This window comes from Phycicoccus sp. DTK01, assembly GCF_017312765.1.
Lineage (GTDB): Bacteria > Actinomycetota > Actinomycetes > Actinomycetales > Dermatophilaceae > Phycicoccus > Phycicoccus jejuensis.
In genome coordinates, this window is sequence record NZ_BOPU01000001.1 from 564422 (window position 1) to 581789 (window position 17368).

Below are 17368 nucleotides of genomic sequence, written 5' to 3' on the forward strand. Positions count from 1 at the left end.
GGGTCAGCCCTCCCGCTCGGCGCCGGCCGCCGGGTAGCCCGCCAGCGCCGCGGCCGCGCCCTCGCGCACCTCGGCGACGACGTCGGCCGGCTCGGTGACGTAGCCGCGCCCGCCGAGGCGCCGCAGCAGCCGGTGCAGCCACGCGGTGTCGGCCGTCGCGATGCGCACGACCTGCCCGCCGCCCTCGGTGGCCGGCACCTCCTCGAGCGACTCGACCGGGTAGTAGTCCGAGACCCAGGTCGCGCCGGGCAGCAGGCGCAGGGTGACGACGAGGTCGTCCGGCGCCGGTCGGAACGTGCCCTCGGAGAGGTCGCGCTCGGCGGCCTGCGGCGGCGGGGTGCCGTCGACGTCGAGGACGGTCAGCTCCTCGACGCGGTCGAGCCGGAACAGCCTGGTGTCCTCGGCGCGGTGGCACCAGCCCTCGAGGTACCAGCGGCCGTCGATGCCGACGACGCGCATCGGGTCGACGTCGCGCTCGGTGGCCTCGTCGCGCGCGGGCACGAGGTAGCGCAGGTGCACCCGGCGGCGGGTCGCGAGGGCGGTGCGGGCGCGGGCCAGCAGGTCGGCCGAGGTGCCGTCGGCGACCTCCGCGAGCACGCGGCTCGCGGGGTCGGCGGCCTCGCCGGCGGCGGCCTCGAGCTTGGCGAGGGCCCGGTCGACGGCGTCGCGCTCGTCGAGGCCCGGGACCTCGCGCAGGGCGCGCAGCCCGACGATGAGGGTGACGGCCTCGTCGACGCCGAGGCGCAGCGGCCGGGCGATCGAGTCGGCGTTGCCGACGAAGACGCGTCCGCCCTCCCAGTCGGCCTCGATGAGCTCGTCGGGCATCTGGCCGTAGCCGCAGAGGAAGAGCAGCTGCAGGTCCGCCTCGAGCTGCTCGGTCGAGACGCCGAGGTCGGCGGCTGCCTCCTCGAGGTCGATGCCCTGGCGGTTGACCAGCCACGGCACCATCGTCAGCAGGCGCGCGAGCCGCGCGGTGGCGGTCTCCTGCGGTGCGGGCGGCATCAGGACCCCCCTCCGCCGTGCGCGGCGAGAGTGCCGCGCAGGCGCTCGACGACGGCGTCCACGAGCTCCGGCGGCTGCTCGACGACGACGTCGGCGCCGTAACCGGCGACCTCCTCGGCGAAGGACCAGACGTCGCCGTAGTCGAGGTCGACGAGCGACCACTCGTCGTCGACCTCGCCGACCGTCCGGGCGCGCAGCCGCAGCGCGTGGCCCGCCCCGACCCGGACCCGCAGCACGGCAGGGCTGGGCTGCGTCGCGGACCCGGCCATGCTGTCGACCATGACCCGCGGCTCGTGGTCGGCCGGGACCTCGAAGGAGCCGGGGCGGCCTGCGCGTCGGACCGTGCCGCTGATGCGCGAGAGGCGGAAGACCCGGGGCGCCTCGCGGTCCAGGTCCCAGGCGTTGAGGTACCAGCGCCCGTGCCACGACACGAGCGACCACGGCTGCACGCGGCGCTCGGCGCCCTCGGCCGCCTCGGGCCGGCGGTAGGTGAAGGTGAGCGGCACCCGGCGCACGACGGCGTCCTTGACGGCGTCGAAGGCCGGCTCGGCGGTGCGCAGCCGCGGCTCGATGCCGATGAGCGACTCGGTGTCGCGCTCGACCCCCGCCGCCCGCAGCTTGCGCAGGGCCTGCGCCGCCGGGCCGGCGAGTGACGCCTGTGCCCAGGTGCGGCTCGCGAGGCCGAGGACGGCGAGCTCGTCGGGCTCGAAGGCGATGTCGGGCAGCGCGTAGTCGCGCTGGTGGATCCGATAGCCGGGCTCGTCGTCGTGGAAGGCGTCGATGTCCTCGGTGACGAGCGGGATGCCGAGCTCGCGCAGCTCGTCCTTGTCGCGCTCGAACATCCGCTCGAAGGCCTCGGTGGAGGCCGACTGGCCGTACTGCGGCACGAGCCGGCGGATCTGGGCCTTCGCGAGCGGGCGGCGCGCGTACAGCAGCACGAGGACGAGGTTGAGCAGGCGCTCGGTCTTGACCTGGGCCGCGCTCGGCGCACCTCCCCCGCTCTGGCTGCTCACCCGGGAGACGCTACCCGACGGCTACGCTGCCCCGCGTGATGCACTGGCGCGCCGGGACCGTGACCGAGGAGGTCCGGCGTGGGCCGGGCTCCGTCGAGCTGGCCGTCGACCTCGAGGGGACGGGCGAGCGGGTGCGGGCGCTGGCCTACACGGCCCTGACGGGCGCGCCCGAGGCCGGTGAGCGGGTGCTGCTCAACGCGTCGGCGCTGCTGCGCGGTCTCGGCACCGGTGGGCTGGCCTTCGTCGTCGCCCGGGGCGACGTGCTGCCCGCCGATCCCCCGGCCGGGCCGGGCCACATCGTCAAGGCGCGCTACACGCCGCTGCAGCAGATGCTCCTCGCCGTCGACGAGCAGGAGTCCCCGCACCACGACGTGCTCGCCGGGGCCGACGACCTGGGCGGGATGCCGGTCGTCGTCGCGGACCTGCACAGCGCGCTGCCCGCGGTGCTCGCGGGCATCCGGGCGGTGCGGCCGGACGCGACGGTCGCCTACGTGATGACCGACGGCGGGGCCCTCCCGGCCGCGTTCTCGCGGGCGGTGGCCGGGCTGCGCGAGGCCGGTTGGCTCGCGTCGTGCCTCACGGTCGGCCAGGCCTACGGCGGCGACCACGAGGCGGTCACCGTGCACACGGGGCTGCTCGCGGCACGGCACGTCGTCGGCGCCGACGTCGCGGTCGTGGCCCAGGGCCCGGGCAACGTCGGCACCGGCACCCGCTGGGGGTACTCGGGGGTGGCGGCCGTGGAGGCGCTGCACGCCGCCGACGTCCTCGGCGGACGGCCGGTCGCGGCGCTGCGGGTCTCGGGCGCCGACCGGCGCGACCGGCACCTCGGTATCAGCCACCACAGCCTCACCGCGTACGGGCGGGCGCTCTACGCCCCGGCCGAGGTCCCGGTCACGACCCTGCCGGACCCGGCGCTCGACGCCCGGGTGCGCGAGCAGCTCGCGCGGCTCGTCGGGACGGCGCGCGCCCGGCTGACGCCGGTGGAGGTGCCCGCGGACGGGCTGGCCGAGGCCCTCGCGACGAGCCCGGTGGGCCTGTCGACGATGGGCCGCGGCCTCGCGGAGGACCCGGCGCCGTTCCTGGTGGCGGCGGCGGCCGGGTCCCACGCGGGGTCGGTCAGCGCACGTCCATGAGGTCGACGACGAAGATCAGCGACTCGCCCGGCTTGATGACGCCGCCCGCACCGCGCTCGCCGTAGGCCTTGTGCGACGGGATGGTCAGCTTGCGGCGGCCGCCGACCTTCATCCCGGCGATGCCCTCGTCCCAGCCGGCGATGACCATGCCGACGCCGAGGCGGAACTCGAGCGGCGCGCCGCGGTTCCACGAGGCGTCGAACTCCTCACCCGTGGAGTGCGCGACCCCGACGTAGTGGGCCGACACGGTGCTGCCGGGAGTGGCCTCGGCGCCGTCGCCGACGGTGATGTCCTCGACGACCAGCTCGGTCGGGGCCTCGTCGCCGGGGAAGTCGATCTCGGGCTTGGTCAGCTCGGTCACAGGGTGATGCCTCTCTGGGTGTCGGTGGGGGTGGTGGGTCAGTAGGCGGCGAGGATGTCGACCGCGAAGACGAGGGTGTCGGTGCCCTTGATCTTGTCGCCGCTGCCCTGCTCGCCGTAGCCGTCCTTCGGCGGGATGACGAGGAGCACGCGGCTGCCGACCTTCTGGCCCTCGAGGCCGGTGTCCCAGCCCTTGATGACCTGGCCCTCGCCGAGCTTGAACTCGAACCAGGGCTGCTCGGGACGGTTGGCGCTGGAGTCGAAGACCTCGCCGTTGCGGTAGAGCGCGCCGGTGTAGGCGACCCGGACGGTCTGGCCCTTCTTCACCGCGGCGCCGGTGCCCTCGACGAGCGGCTGGACGACGGTGTTCGTGGGGGCCTTGACGCCCTTGGCCGGGGTGATGGTCGCCGGCTTCCCGGCGTTCATCGTCACGGTCGGCAGGCCCTTCTTCGGCGCGACGGCGGTGCCCTGCGCCTCGTCGAGGACCTTGGTGGCGCCGACGAGGTCGAGCACGAAGATCACCGGGTCGTCCTTGGTGATGCCGAGCTGCTGGTTGCCGGTCTCGCCGTAGGCGTCGGCCGGCGTGGACGCGATGACCATCCGCGTGCCGATCTTCTTGCCAGGGATCTGGCTCTTGAAGGAGGCGAAGAGGTTCTGGTCGTCGAGGTCGAGGCCGACCGTGCCGGTCTTCCACGTGCTCGTGACGACCTTGCCGTCCTTGCCGTTGACGAGGATGGCCTGGAGGGTCACGAGGTCGTCCTTGGTGACGGCCGCGCCGTCGCCCTCGGTGAGGACCTGCGACTCGGTGCGCGAGACCGCGACGGGCGCCTTGACGGTGACCTTCGGCTCCTTCTGGGCCTCGCCGGTGACCTGGACGCCGCTGATCGAGCTCGACGGGGTCGTGGCCTCCTCCTCACCGCAGCCGGTGAGCAGGAGCGCGCCGGCGAGGGCGCTGACGGACAGGACGGACGTGAGGCGACGGGGCACGAGTCTGGGACACCTTCGGGACGGGGACGCCGCGCGGAGTGGGACGCGACCGGTCTCCTCACGATAACCGCGACGGATGGGAACTCCCGCATCGCTCCCTGAGAGCCCGGTGGACGCGGGCGATCGGGATGCGCGGTCCGCTCTTCGGGCCGGGTGCTGTCGCCGTGCCGGGGAATCCTCATTGTGCCGGGGTGACATGGCGGGGCGGCCGGGCGACGGGAGGGCGGCGCGGTGAGTTTGGGTCGGCACAGCGCACCACGACCGCTCGTCGCGCGAGCGTCACCATCCGACGCAGTCGGGATGAGTGGTCCGCGCTTCGTGCCGGGGTCCTCTCGCCGTGCCGGGGTGCTGTCGCTGCGCCGGGGTGGCATGGCGCGGCGGCCGGGCGACGGGAGTGCGGCGAGGCGAGATCGGGTCGGCACAGCGCGCCCCCACCGCTCGTCCCGGTTGCGTCAGGAGGCGCAGCGGACGCCGGTCAGGCGGTGAGGCCCTCGATGAGCCGGTCGACGCGGGCGTCCTCGGCGAGGAAGGGGTCCTTGCACAGGACCGTGCGCTGGGCCTGGTCGTTGAGCTTGAGGTGGACCCAGTCGACGGTGAAGTCGCGCCGCTGCGCCTGCGCGGCCCGGATGAAGTCACCGCGCAGCTTGGCCCGCGTCGTCTGCGGCGGGCGCACCTTGGCCTCGAAGACCTCCGGGTCGGACACGACCCGCTCGATGCGTCCGCGTCGCTGGAGCAGGTAGAAGAGACCGCGCGAGCGGTCGATGTCGTGGTAGGCGAGGTCGATCTGCGCCAGGCGCGGGTGGTCGAGGTCCAGGCCGTGCCGTGAGGCGTACTCGTCGATGAGCCGGTACTTGACGACCCAGTCGATCTCACGGCCGACGATCCCGAGGTCGCCGGTCTCGACGGCGGTCAGCGTGCGGTCCCACAGCTCGAGGACGCGCTCGTGGAGCGGGTCGGCGGCGCCCTCGCGCTGCACGAACTCGGCCGCCTTCGCGTGGTACTCGCGCTGGAGATCCAAGGCCGACAGCTCGCGGCCGTTGGCCAGGCGCACGGTGCGCCGGCCGGTCATGTCGTGCGAGATCTCGCGGATCGCCCGGATCGGGTTCTCGAGCGTGAGGTCGCGCATGACGACGCCGCTCTCGATCATCCGCAGGACGAGGTCGGCCGAGCCGATCTTGAGCATCGTCGTCGGCTCGGCCATGTTGGAGTCGCCGACGATGACGTGCAGCCGCCGGTAGTGCTCGGCGTCCGCGTGCGGCTCGTCGCGGGTGTTGATGATCGGCCGGCTGCGGGTGGTCGCCGACGAGACGCCCTCCCAGATGTGGTCGGCGCGCTGGCTGAGCGCGTACGACGCGCCCTTGCTCGTCGTGACGAGCTTGCCTGCGCCGCAGGTCAGCTGGCGGCTGATGAGGAACGGCAGCAGCGTCTCGGAGAGCGCCTGGAACTCGCCGGAGCGCGTGACGAGGTAGTTCTCGTGGCATCCGTAGGAGTTGCCGGCGGAGTCGGTGTTGTTCTTGAAGACGTAGATGTCGCCGGCGACGCCGTCCTCGCGCAGGCGCTGCTGGGCGTCGGCCACGAGGCCCTCGACGATCCGCTCCCCCGCCCGGTCATGGGTGACCACCTGCCGGATGGAGTCGCACTCGGCCGTCGCGTACTCGGGGTGCGAGCCGACGTCGAGGTAGAGGCGCGAGCCGTTGGTGAGGAAGACGTTGCTCGAGCGGCCCCAGGCGACGACCTTCCGGAAGAGGTAGCGCGCCACCTCGTCCGGGGTCAGCGTGCGCTGGCCGCCGGTGGAGCAGGTGATGCCGTACTCGTTCTCGATCCCGAAGATCCGCCGGTTGCCGCGCGTGCTCACGCGTCCTCGCCGCCCTCGGAGGCCGCCTCGGGACGCTGCGTCTGCGGGTTGGTGGCCGCGCTGCGGGCCGAGTCGCCGTCGTCGCCGGCGGGCACGTCGGCGGTGGGGTCGTCGGAGCTGAGCAGCCGGGCGAGGAGGTCGCCCTGCACGCGGCGGAAGCGCCGGCGCGGCCGGTGGCGGTCGAGGACGGCCACCTCGAGCTGCTCGGGGGCCAGCGTGCGCGGCTCGCCGCCGGCCGGGTCGGCGCCGAGCAGGCGGACGGCGAGGGCGAGGGCGTCGGCGAGGTGCATCCCCGGCTGCCAGGCCTCGCGCAGGCCGGTCTCGATCTGCTCCGCTCCCCCGCCCATCGCGACGAAGCCGTGCTCGTCGGCGACCGAGCCGTCGTAGGTGAGGCGGTAGACCTGGTCGCCCTCGGGCGTGGCCCCCACCTCGGCGACGACGATCTCGACCTCGTAGGGCTTGGACTCCTGCGTGAACACCGTGCCGAGCGTCTGGGCGTAGGCGTTGGCCAGCCCGCGCGCGGTGACGTCGGAGCGGTCGTAGGAGTACCCGCGCAGGTCGGCGTAGCGCACGCCCGCGACCCGCAGGTTCTCGAACTCGTTGTACTTGCCCACCGCGGCGAAGGCGATCCGGTCGTAGATCTCGGAGACCTTGTGCAGCGCCCGGCTGGGGTTCTCGGCGACGAAGGCGATGCCGGCGTCGAACTGGAGGACGACGACCGAGCGGCCGCGAGCGATGCCCTTGCGCGCGAAGTCGGCCCGGTCCTTCATCAGCTGCTCGGGCGAGACGTAGAACGGCATCCCGGCGGTCATCGGGCCTCCTCCGAGCGCTCGGTGATGATGGCGTCGACGACCGGCGCGAGGTCCGGCTGCGGCACGAACCGCGCGCCCTCGGCGTCGACGAGCCCGACGGTCGGCCAGATGCGCCGGCCGACGTCCGGGCCGCCGGTGGCCGAGTCGTCGTCGGCGGCGTCGTAGAGCGTCTCGACGGCCACGCGCACCGCCTGCTCGGCCGTGAGGTCGCGCCGGTAGAGCTTCTTCAGCGCGCCGCGCGCGAAGAGCGAGCCGGAGCCGACGCTGTGGTGGTCCTGCTCCTCGTAGCACCCGCCGGTCACGTCGTAGGAGAAGATCCGGCCGCGCCCCTGCTCGAGGTCGTAGCCGGCGAACATCGGCACGACGGCGAGGCCCTGCATCGCCATCCCGAGGTTGCCGCGGATCATCGACGCGAGGCGGTTCGCCTTGCCTTCGAGGGACATCAGCGTGCCCTCGATCTTCTCGTAGTGCTCGAGCTCGACCTGGAAGAGGCGGACCAGCTCGATGGCCAGGCCGGCCGTGCCCGCGATGCCGACGAGGCTGAACTCGTCGGTGGCGAAGACCTTCTCCATGTCGCGGTTGGCGATGACGTTGCCCATCGTCGCGCGACGGTCACCGGCCATGACGACCCCGCCGGTGTAGGTGACGGACACGATGGTGGTCCCGTGCGGTGCCTCGAGCGCCGCGCCCGGGGGCAGCGGCCGGCGCGAGGGCAGCAGGGCCGGGGCGTGGGCGGAGAGGAAGTCGGTGAAGCTGGAGGACCCCGGGACGAGGTACGCGGAGGGCAGGCGCCCGGAGTCGGCTCCGGCGCTCACTGGCCGCCCTTCTGGACGAAGCCGCGGACGAACTCCTCCGCGTTGGACTCGAGGACGCCGTCGATCTCGTCGAGGATGTCGTCGATCTCGCTCACCTGGGCGGCGGGGGCGGCGGCTGCGGGCCCCGGGGTGTCGACGTCGTCGGGCCCGTCGTCGCGACGCTGCGGCTTGATCTGCTCCTGACCGGCCATGGTCACCCTCCTCGGGTCGTGGTCGTGTCCCCGAGCCTAGTCGCAGACCCGGGTTCGCCGACGTCAGGGCGCGTCGGCGTCCGCGCCTCGGTCACCCCGCTCGTCGGCGGTGGCGAGCGCGCGCAGGAGTGAGGCGGCGTCCGGGGCGTTGCGGACGATGTCGCCGACCCCGGCCTCGGTGCCCCGCAGCGGCTCGAGCATCGGCACCCGCTGGAGCATCCGCTGCCCGGCGACGTCGAAGATCACCGAGTCCCACGACGCCGCGACGACCGACTCCGGGAAGCGCCGCAGGCAGGTGCCGCGGAACCACGCGCGCGTGTCGGCCGGGGGCTCGGTGACGGCGCGGACGACCTCGGCCTCGTCGACGAGGACCTCGAGCCGCCCGCCTGCGACGAGCCGGTGCGCGAGGCCGCGCTCGGCCCGCACGTCGGACCACTGGAGGTCGACGGCCTTGAGGCGCGGGTCCCCCCAGCCGATGCCGTCGCGCTCCCGGTAGCCCTCGAGCACGGCGAGCTTGGCGACCCAGTCGACCTCGCGGCGCGCCTCCATCGGGTCGCGGCCCAGCTTGTCGAGGACGGTGCCCCACCAGTGCATGACCTCGGCGGTGTCGGCGTCCGGCTCGCCCGCGGAGCGCTCCTCCACGAAGGCGGCGGCGCGGTCGTGGTACTCCCAGAGCAGCTCGAGCGCGGTCATCTTCCGGCCGTCGAGCAGCTCGAGGCGCTGGCGCAGCGTGGGGTCGTGCGAGATCTCGTGGAGGGTCGCGACGGGGCGGCGCACACCGAGGTCGGGCACGAGCGCGTCGGCCTCGATCATCGCGAGGACCAGCGAGGTCGTCCCCATCTTCAGGAGGTTCGCGACGTCGGCGTGGTTGGCGTCGCCGATGATCACGTGGAGGCGGCGGTAGCGGTCGGCGACGGCGTGCGGCTCGTCGCGGGTGTTGATGATCGGCCGCTTGAGCGTGGTCTCGAGGCCGACCTCGACCTCGAAGAAGTCGCTGCGCTGGGCGATCTGGTAGCCCGGGGTCCGCGAGTCGACCCCGATGCCGACCCGCCCGCTGCCGCACATCACCTGGCGGGCGACGAAGAACGGCGTCAGGTGGGTGACGACCGACGCGAACGGCGTGGCGCGCGACATGAGGTAGTTCTCGTGGGTGCCGTACGAGGCGCCCTTGCCGTCGGTGTTGTTCTTGTAGAGGTTGACCCCGGGCGGGACCGTGGCCAGGCGCTCCACCGCATCGCGCATCACGAGCTCGCCGGCCCGGTCCCACGCGACGGCGGCCCGCGGGGTCGTCACCTCCGGCGAGCTGTACTCCGGGTGGGCGTGGTCGACGTAGAGCCGGGCCCCGTTGGTCAGGACGACGTTGGCGAGGGTCGGGTCCTCGACGTCGGTCAGCTGGCTCGGGTGCGCCGTGCCCCGCCCCATGTCGAAGCCGCGGGCGTCGCGCAGGGGCGCCTCGTCGGCGTAGTCCCAGCTGGCTCGGGCCGGCCGGATGCCGCGCGAGGTCGCGTACGCCGTCACGACGTCGCCCGAGGCGACCATCGGGTTGGCCTGCGGGTCCCCCGGGACGACGATCCCGTACTCGGTCTCGATCCCCATCACCCGGCGCACGGTCATGTGCCGACCATACTGAGCCCGTGCACGACTACCGCGGGATGCCCCCGCTGACCACGCTCGTCTCGCTGGTGGCCGACCTCGGACGGTCGCAGATCGCGACCGCCGACCTCGCCGCCATCCAGAAGGCGCGGGCCACGCCGCGGCCGCGCGGTGCCCTCGCCGACCGCGTCCTCGGACGGGTCGACCCGGCCGTCGGCATCACCTACGGGACGGCTCCGGCCCGCGACGAGCACGAGATCCCGCTGCGCATCTACCGGCCGCGGGCGCTGCCCGACGCGCGCGACGACGTGCCGGTCGTCATGTGGTTCCACGGCGGCGGCTGGGTCTGGGGCAACGTCGTGGACTACGACTCCCTCTGCACGCTCGTCGCGGGGCAGGTCGGGGCCGTCGTCGTCTCGGTCGACTACCGGATGGCGCCGGAGCACCGGGCGCCGCGGGCGGCCCTCGACTGCGTCGACGCGACGACGTGGGTCGGGGCCAACGGCGACGTCCTGCGCGCCGACACCTCCCGGATGGCGGTCGCCGGCGACTCGGCCGGTGGCAACCTCGCGGCCGTCGTCGCCCAGGTGCTGCGCGACCACGGGATGACGAACCTGCGCCACCAGGCCCTGCTCTACCCCGCGACGGACCTGACGATGGCCTCCCCCTCGCTCGTCACCAACGCCAACGCCCCGGTCCTCGACCGCGCGGCCGTCGACGCCTTCCGCGACCACTACCTCCCGCCCGGCGCCGACGCGAAGGACCCGCTCGTGTCGCCGCTCTGGGGCGACCTCGCCGGCCTGCCGCCGGCGCTGGTCCAGACCGCCGACCGCGACCCCATCCGCGACGACGGGTCGCGCTACGCCGCGGCGCTCGAGGAGGCCGGGGTGCCGGTGCGCCTCACCAACTACCTCGGCGTGCCGCACGGCTTCGCCACCTTCCCCGGGGCGACGCGGGTCGGGCGGATGCAGCGCGTCGAGCTCGTCACCGAGCTGTCCCGTGCGCTCTCGCGGCCGATAGCCTGACGCCATGCGCGAGATCGTCGTCTTCTCCGGTTCGGCGCACCGCGACCTCGCGCACCGCATCTGCGACGGGCTCGGGGTGCCGCTCTCGGAGTCGGTGACGGCGCGGTTCAGCAACGACTGCCTCCAGGCCCAGCTGCTCGCCAACTGCCGCCAGCGCGACGTCTACATCGTCCAGCCGCTCGTGCCGCCGACGCAGGACTCCCTCATGGAGCTCCTCCTCATGGTCGACGCCGCCCGGGGTGCCTCCGCGGCGATGGTCACCGCGGTCATCCCGCACTTCGCGTACGCCCGCTCGGACAAGAAGGACGCCTCGCGCATCTCGCTCGGCGGCCGGCTCGTCGCCGACCTCATCGCGACCGCGGGCGTCGACCGGGTCATCACGATGAACCTCCACGCCCCGCAGGTCCACGGCTTCTTCTCCGTCCCGGTCGACCACCTCACCGCGCTCGGCGAGCTGGCCAACCACTTCGTCGACCAGGACCTCGACGACACCGTCGTCGTCTCCCCCGACCTCGGCAACGCCAAGGACGCGACCCAGTTCGCCCGGCTCCTCGGGCTGCCGGTCGCGGCGGGGTCCAAGAAGCGCCTCGGCGACGACCGGGTCGTCATCGACTCGATCGTCGGCGACGTCGTCGGCAAGCGCGCGATCGTCCTCGACGACGAGATCGCGACCGGCGGCAGCATCGTCGAGCTGCTGGACCGCCTCGCCGAGCGCGGGGTCACCGAGGCCTCGGTCGCCTGCACCCACGGGCTGTTCGCCGGCCGGGCGGTCGAGCGGCTCTCCGCGCACCCGATGATCCGCGAGGTCGTGACCACCGACACCGTGCCGGCCCCGCAGGACTGGCCGGCCCTGCGCGTCCGCTCCGTCGCCGGCCTCTTCGCGGAGGCCATCAAGCGCATCCACGAGGGCGAGTCGGTCTCGAGCCTCTTCGACGGCGTCGACCCGATGCACGCCCCGCCGCGCCAGCGCTCGCTCTTCGACAAGGTGCGCGGATGAGCCGGCTCGTCCCGGCGCTGCTCGACGTCGTGCTCGTCGTCGTCTTCGCCGCCGTCGGCCGGCGCTCGCACGCCGAGGGGCTCGACCTCGCCGGCATCGCGCGCACGGCGCTGCCGTTCCTCGTCGGCACGGCCGCCGGCTGGCTGCTCGCGAGCATCGTCCTGGACTCCGGCCCGCGCAGCGTCGCGTTCGGGGCAGTCGTCGTCGTCGCGACCGTGGCGGTCGGGATGGCCCTGCGGGCCGTGGCCGCGCAGGGCGTCGCGGTCTCGTTCGTCGTCGTCGCGACGACCGTGCTGACGGTCTTCCTCGTCGGCTGGCGCCTCATCGCCCGGCTGCTGCCCTCCTGAGGCGCCCCGGCCCGGCTTGACCGGTGCCTGCCGAACGTTGGCGCAACTTTTACCCACGCGTCCTGACCTGTGGTTTCACCCTTCCCGCGTGCGGCGCAGGCGGTGGTCCGCCGGCGCCTCGGCTGGCCCCGCTCCATGCCTTTTCGTAGCGTCGGTGGGTCCGTGCCCACCCCCACGCACCCCCACGAGGAGCCCCCGATGTGCGACCAGCACGACGTCACCGTCCCCGCCCGACCCCGTCCGCTCGGCCGGCGGGCCCTCCTGCGCGGAGCGGGCGGGCTGCTCGTCGCGGGCGGCGCCGTGGCCGCCACCGCCGAGGGCGCGTTCGCGGCGACGTCGCAGAACGGCTGGCCCGCCGGCACCTCGAGCCAGGTGCCGCTGACCTCCCTCGCCGTCGGGGCCGCGACCTTCCCGGCGGGTGTGCGGACCGGTGACGTGTACACCGTCCTGCGCTACGTCGCGCAGCAGGTGAACTCGACCGTCGAGGCCCTCTACTCCCCCGGGTGCTGGGGCCACAGCTACCGCGAGATCTCCGGCAGCACGACCCTGTCCAACCACTCCAGCGGCACGGCGATCGACGTCAACGCCCCGGACCATCCCCTCGGCGCGTCCGGCACGTTCAGCTCGGCGCAGGTCTCGGCGATCCGCACGATCCTCACCCGCTGCAACGGCGTCGTCCGGTGGGGCGGCGACTACTCGGGCCGCAAGGACGAGATGCACTTCGAGATCAACGTGCCGCCGGGCGACTCGCGCCTCTCGTCCCTCGCGGCGTCCCTCGGTGGCGGGGGCGGCACCCCGGACCCCGAGCCGATCAGCTGGACGACGGTGCGCAGCGGCAGCAGCGGCTTCCGCGTCACGACCGCGCAGTACCTGCTGCGGGCGCGCGGGCAGTCTCTGTCGGTCGACGGCGTCTTCGGCTCCGGCACGGACTCGGCCGTCCGGTCCTTCCAGTCCTCGCGCGGCCTCACCGCCGACGGCATCGTCGGCACCAACACGTGGACGGCGCTCGTCGTCACCGTCCAGTCCGGCTCGTCCGGGGACGCCGTGCGTGCGGTGCAAACGTGCTTGTCCGCCAAGGGCTTCGCGGCGTCGGTCGACGGCGTCTTCGGCTCCGGCACGGACTCGGCCGTGCGGTCCTTCCAGTCCTCGCGCAGCCTCGTCGTCGACGGCGTCGTCGGCTCCGACACCTGGCAGGCGCTGGAGGCCTGACCGGCCTCCGACACAGGACTTCGTCCACGAGACCCCGGCTCCGAGCCGGGGTCTCGTGGACATTTCGGGGTGACCCCGAAAAGGTGAGGCGGGTGGGGTCAGAGATACTGGCCGGTGTTGGCGACCGTGCTGATGGACTTGCCGGGCTCGGTGCCCTCCTTGGTCTTGATGAGCGTGCGGATGTAGACGATCCGCTCGCCCTTCTTGCCCGAGATGCGCGCCCAGTCGTCCGGGTTCGTCGTGTTCGGCAGGTCCTCGTTCTCGCGGAACTCGTCGGTGCACGACTGGAGCAGGTGGTCGACCCGCAGGCCGCGCTGGCCGGTGTCGAGGAGGTCCTTGATGGCCATCTTCTTCGCCCGGTCGACGATGTTCTGGATCATCGCGCCGGAGTTGAAGTCCTTGAAGTAGAGGACCTCCTTGTCGCCGCCGGCGTAGGTGACCTCGAGGAAGCGGTTCTCCTCCTCCTCGGAGTACATGCGCAGGACGACCGCGTCGATCATGGCCTGGACGGTGGCGTCGTCCGACCCGCCGTTCTGGGCGACGTCGTCGGCGTGCAGCGGGAGCCCGACCGTCAGGTACTTCGCGAAGATGTCGCGGGCGGCCTCGGCGTCCGGGCGCTCGATCTTGATCTTCACGTCGAGGCGGCCGGGGCGCAGGATCGCGGGGTCGATCATGTCCTCACGGTTCGAGGCGCCGATGACGATGACGTGCTCGAGGCCCTCGACGCCGTCGATCTCGGCGAGCAGCTGCGGGACGATCGTCGTCTCGACGTCGGAGGACACGCCCGAGCCGCGGGTGCGGAAGAGCGACTCCATCTCGTCGAAGAACACGACGACCGGGAAGCCCTCGTTCGACTTCTCGCGCGCCCGCTGGAAGATGAGGCGGATGTGCCGCTCGGTCTCGCCGACGTACTTGTTGAGCAGCTCGGGGCCCTTGATGTTGAGGAAGAAGGACTTGCCGGGCTCGCGCCCCTCCTTCTCGGCGACCTTGCGGGCCAGGCTCGCCGCGACCGCCTTGGCGATCATCGTCTTGCCGCAGCCGGGCGGGCCGTAGAGCAGGACGCCCTTCGGCGGCTTGAGCTGGTGCTCGGTGTAGAGGTCGGCGTGCAGGTAGGGCAGCTCCACGGCGTCGCGGATGGCCTCGATCTGCCGACCGAGCCCCCCGATGTCGCGGTAGCCGATGTCCGGGACCTCCTCGAGGACGAGGTCGGCGACCTCGGCCTTGGGGATGCGCTCGTAGACGAACCCGGAGCGCGACTCGAGCAGCAGCGCGTCGCCGGCCCGGACCGTGACGTCGTCGAGGGAGGCCGCCATCCGGCAGACCCGCTCCTCGTCGGCCTGCGCGACGACGAGGACGCGCCCGTCCTCGAGCACCTCCTTGCACAGGACGACCTCGCCGACGGTCTCGAAGCCGTGCGCCGCGACGACGTTCATCGCCTCGTTGAGCATCACCTCGCGGCCGGGCCGCAGGTCGCCGGCGTCGATCGACGGGCTGACCGCCACGTGCATCTTGCGGCCGCTCGTGAGGATGTCGGCGGTGCCGTCGTCGAAGAGCTCGAGCACCGTGCCGTACGCGGCGGGCGGCTGCGCGAGCCGGTCGACCTCCGACTTCAGGGTGACGATCTGCTCGCGGGCGTCCCGGAGGGTGCGCACGAGGCGCTCGTTCTGCGCCGAGAGGGTGGCGGCCTGGGAGCGGACCTTGGCCAGGTCGCGCTCGAGCGAGCGCAGCTGGGCCGGGCTGGCCTCGCCCGACCGGCGCATCGCCGCGAGCTCGGCCTCGAGGGACGCGCGCTCGGCCTCCAGGCGCTCGGTCGTGTCCTCGGGTCCACGGGGCTCGTCGGTGCTCATACCCGAGCCTAACCCCGGCGGATCAGGGTGAGTCGGAGGTTCCGGCCACCGAACGCCGCACCTTGCGAACCTTCTTGTCCGAGGGCACCCGCTCGCCGACGTTCTCGGGGGTCCAGTCGGCCTCGGTCGCCTCCTCGCTCGTGACGTAGCCCTTCCCGGGCCGGCGCTTGCGCAGCGGCGGGGTGGTGCCGGGGGCGAGGCGGCGGGTCGTCACGAGGAAGCCGGTGTGCCCGTGCATCCGGTGCTGGGGGCGGACGGCGAGGCCCTCCAGGTGCCAGCCGCGCACGAGGGACTCCCACGCCTGCGGCTCGGTGTACGTGCCGTGGTCGCGCATCGCCTCCGCGACCTTGGAGAGCTGGGTCGCGGTGGCGACGTAGCAGATGAGGACGCCGCCGGGCGCCAGCGCCTCGGAGACGGCGTCGAGGCACTCCCAGGGGGCCAGCATGTCGAGGACGACGCGGTCGACGGTGCCGGGCTCGACGGCCTCGGGCAGCGACTCGACGAGGTCGCCGACGGTCACCGTCCACGCGGGGTGGTCACCGCCGAAGAACTCGCGGGCGTTGCCCCGGGCGATGTCCGCGAAGTCCTCGCGCCGCTCGAAGGACAGCAGCCGCCCGTGCTCCCCCACCGCGCGCAGCAGCGACATCGAGAGCGCGCCGGACCCGACGCCCGCCTCGACGACCGTCGCGCCGGGGAAGACGTCGGCCATCATGACGATCTGGCCGGCGTCCTTGGGGTAGACGACGGCGGCGCCGCGGGGCATCGACATGACCCAGTCGGCGAGGAGCGGCCGCAGGGCGAGGTACTGGACGCCGGCGGTGTTGGTCACCGTCGAGCCGTCGGGCGCCCCGATGAGGTCGTCGTGGCTCAGGTGGCCGCGGTGGGTGTGGAACTGCTTCCCGGGGGCGAGGGTGATCGTGTGCAGCCGGCCCCGGGGGTCGGTCAGCTGGACGCGGTCGCCCTCGGCGAAGGGGCCGCGGCGGTGCTCGGCTCCGGTGGCACTCATGGCGGGGAGTCTAGGTGCGGCGTCGGGTGCGTCCGGCAGCGGCGTCGATGCCGGCGGGCACGAGCAGGCCCCACGGCGCCCCGCCCCGCGTGAGGACGACGACCTCGACCCCCGACTCGGCCATCGCCCGCAGCGGCCGGCCGAGCTCGTCGCCCGGCTCGGCCTCGAGGACGTTGGCGTCGGGCAGGCGCTCGACGAGGGCCCCGACCGGGGTCGTCGCAGGCGCGTCCAGGGGCACGCGCCGCAGCAGGAGGGTCGGGCGGCCGGTGTCGTCGGCGACGAGGACGTAGGCGGGATGCTCGCGCGCGACGGCCAGCGGGGTCTCGGGCGGCAGGACGGTGACGGCCGCCGCGGCGTCCCCGACCCGAACGGTGTCGAACAGCCGCTCGACCTTGGCGCGGCGCAGCCCGGCCGTCGCGCCGCTCCACAGCACCCACGCCATGACCAGGCCGATGAGCAGGTCGAACAGCTGCGGGGTGTCTCCGCGCAGCAGCGGCAGGACGAGGAACCAGACGACGATGCCGACGGCGACGAGCCGTCCGATCCACCCGGCGACGAGCAGCCCGAGGTCGCGGCGGCCGGTCACCGCCCAGACGAGCGACTGGAGGGCGGCGCCACCGTCGAGCGGCAGCCCGGGCAGGAGGTTGAACACCGCGAGGAGGGCGTTGAGCAGGCCGAAGGACCACGCGAACTGGCCGACGTCGCCGTCCTGCGACCAGCCGATCCCGAGGCCGACGGCGGCGAGCACGGCGTTGACGAAGGGCCCGGCGAGCGCGACGACGGCGGTGCGCCCCGGGGTGGCGCCGGTGGCGTCGTACGAGGTGTGCCCGCCCCAGACGGTGGCGACCACCTGGTGCACGTGGAAGCCGAGGCGCCGGGCCGAGAGGGCGTGCCCGACCTCGTGCCCGAGGACGGCGACGAGGATCGACACGACGAGCCAGGCGGCGTAGGCGACGCCGTAGGTGGGCCCGTTGACCGAGCCGGCCCGGTAGCCCTGGAACGCCACGAGGACGGCGAGGATGAGCCAGGTCCGGTCGAGGTAGACGGGGACCGTCGCGACCCGGCCCAGCCGCACGGATCCCGCCGGGGCCGGGGGCGAGGTGGACATGCCGCCGACCCTACGCGAGCCGGACGGCATACTGATGTCCTCCCCGACGACGTCCCGAGAGGACCCCG

17 protein-coding genes are annotated in these 17368 nt (G+C 73.5%); 5 read left to right on the forward strand and 12 right to left on the reverse strand.

The genetic code is table 11. The features are described 5' to 3' along the window. Window positions 1–3 precede the first annotated feature (3 nt). Window positions 4–1002 (reverse strand): YafY family protein, encoded by a 999-nt coding sequence (locus J3473_RS02590; protein ID WP_207021768.1) that lies wholly within the window; start codon window positions 1000–1002, stop codon window positions 4–6. After that, the gene (locus J3473_RS02595; RefSeq protein ID WP_207021769.1) at window positions 1002–2015 is read right to left on the reverse strand and encodes a YafY family protein; all 1014 of its coding nucleotides are present in this window, start codon (window positions 2013–2015) and stop codon (window positions 1002–1004) included. The genes J3473_RS02590 and J3473_RS02595 overlap by 1 nt, the downstream gene beginning before the upstream one ends. Before the next feature lie 35 nt (window positions 2016–2050). Between J3473_RS02595 and J3473_RS02600 the strand changes: the two genes are divergently transcribed. Then, entirely contained in the window at window positions 2051–3148 is a 1098-nt protein-coding gene (locus J3473_RS02600; RefSeq protein ID WP_242525643.1) for a DUF3866 family protein, read from the forward strand. Here the strand turns inward: J3473_RS02600 and J3473_RS02605 are convergent. The 7 genes from J3473_RS02605 to dop all read right to left on the reverse strand — a co-directional run bounded on the left by J3473_RS02605 (window position 3132) and on the right by dop (window position 9782). Continuing rightward, entirely contained in the window at window positions 3132–3509 is a 378-nt protein-coding gene (locus tag J3473_RS02605) for an FKBP-type peptidyl-prolyl cis-trans isomerase (protein WP_030529201.1), read from the reverse strand. The genes J3473_RS02600 and J3473_RS02605 overlap by 17 nt on opposite strands. Before the next feature lie 38 nt (window positions 3510–3547). Beyond that, on the reverse strand, window positions 3548–4495 hold the full coding sequence (locus tag J3473_RS02610; protein ID WP_207021770.1) for an FKBP-type peptidyl-prolyl cis-trans isomerase: 948 nt from the start codon (window positions 4493–4495) through the stop codon (window positions 3548–3550). 475 nt (window positions 4496–4970) lie between these two features. Then, window positions 4971–6350 (reverse strand): Pup--protein ligase, encoded by a 1380-nt coding sequence (gene pafA, locus J3473_RS02615; protein WP_207021771.1) that lies wholly within the window; start codon window positions 6348–6350, stop codon window positions 4971–4973. After that, window positions 6347–7162 carry a proteasome subunit alpha gene (prcA, locus tag J3473_RS02620; RefSeq protein ID WP_207021772.1) on the reverse strand — a complete coding sequence of 272 codons (816 nt, stop codon included), beginning with the start codon at window positions 7160–7162 and terminating at the stop codon, window positions 6347–6349. The genes pafA and prcA overlap by 4 nt, the downstream gene beginning before the upstream one ends. Further along, the gene (gene prcB / locus J3473_RS02625; RefSeq protein WP_207021773.1) at window positions 7159–7977 is read right to left on the reverse strand and encodes a proteasome subunit beta; all 819 of its coding nucleotides are present in this window, start codon (window positions 7975–7977) and stop codon (window positions 7159–7161) included. The genes prcA and prcB overlap by 4 nt, the downstream gene beginning before the upstream one ends. Further along, window positions 7974–8168, reverse strand: coding sequence for a ubiquitin-like protein Pup (locus J3473_RS02630; protein WP_030529206.1), 195 nt, complete (start codon window positions 8166–8168; stop codon window positions 7974–7976). The genes prcB and J3473_RS02630 overlap by 4 nt, the downstream gene beginning before the upstream one ends. Before the next feature lie 63 nt (window positions 8169–8231). Further along, a complete protein-coding gene (gene dop / locus J3473_RS02635; RefSeq protein WP_051750649.1) occupies window positions 8232–9782 on the reverse strand; it encodes a depupylase/deamidase Dop in 1551 nt (516 codons plus the stop codon). A gap of 20 nt (window positions 9783–9802) precedes the next feature. Between dop and J3473_RS02640 the strand changes: the two genes are divergently transcribed. The 4 genes from J3473_RS02640 (at window position 9803) to J3473_RS02655 (ending at window position 13339) form a co-directional block, all read left to right on the forward strand. Continuing rightward, complete coding sequence (locus tag J3473_RS02640) at window positions 9803–10786, forward strand: alpha/beta hydrolase (RefSeq protein WP_242525644.1); 984 nt, start codon at window positions 9803–9805, stop codon at window positions 10784–10786. A gap of 4 nt (window positions 10787–10790) precedes the next feature. Beyond that, complete coding sequence (locus J3473_RS02645) at window positions 10791–11783, forward strand: ribose-phosphate pyrophosphokinase (protein ID WP_030529209.1); 993 nt, start codon at window positions 10791–10793, stop codon at window positions 11781–11783. Then, on the forward strand, window positions 11780–12130 hold the full coding sequence (locus J3473_RS02650) for a DUF3054 domain-containing protein (protein WP_207021774.1): 351 nt from the start codon (window positions 11780–11782) through the stop codon (window positions 12128–12130). Before J3473_RS02645 ends, J3473_RS02650 begins: the two co-directional genes overlap by 4 nt. 162 nt (window positions 12131–12292) lie before the next feature. After that, window positions 12293–13339, forward strand: a complete 1047-nt coding sequence (locus J3473_RS02655; RefSeq protein ID WP_242525645.1) for a peptidoglycan-binding protein — start codon at window positions 12293–12295, stop codon at window positions 13337–13339. Between the two features lie 98 nt (window positions 13340–13437). Here J3473_RS02655 and arc read toward each other — a convergent pair whose 3' ends face one another. Genes arc through J3473_RS02670 form a run of 3 tightly spaced genes read right to left on the reverse strand, consistent with a single transcriptional unit; the run spans window position 13438 to window position 17300 of the window. Next, window positions 13438–15186 (reverse strand): proteasome ATPase, encoded by a 1749-nt coding sequence (gene arc, locus J3473_RS02660; protein WP_207021775.1) that lies wholly within the window; start codon window positions 15184–15186, stop codon window positions 13438–13440. A gap of 22 nt (window positions 15187–15208) precedes the next feature. Further along, on the reverse strand, window positions 15209–16192 hold the full coding sequence (locus J3473_RS02665) for a tRNA (adenine-N1)-methyltransferase (protein ID WP_207021776.1): 984 nt from the start codon (window positions 16190–16192) through the stop codon (window positions 15209–15211). Window positions 16193–16202: 10 nt separating this feature from the next. Further along, window positions 16203–17300, reverse strand: coding sequence for a site-2 protease family protein (locus tag J3473_RS02670; protein WP_207021777.1), 1098 nt, complete (start codon window positions 17298–17300; stop codon window positions 16203–16205). Between the last annotated feature and the right edge of the window lie 68 nt (window positions 17301–17368).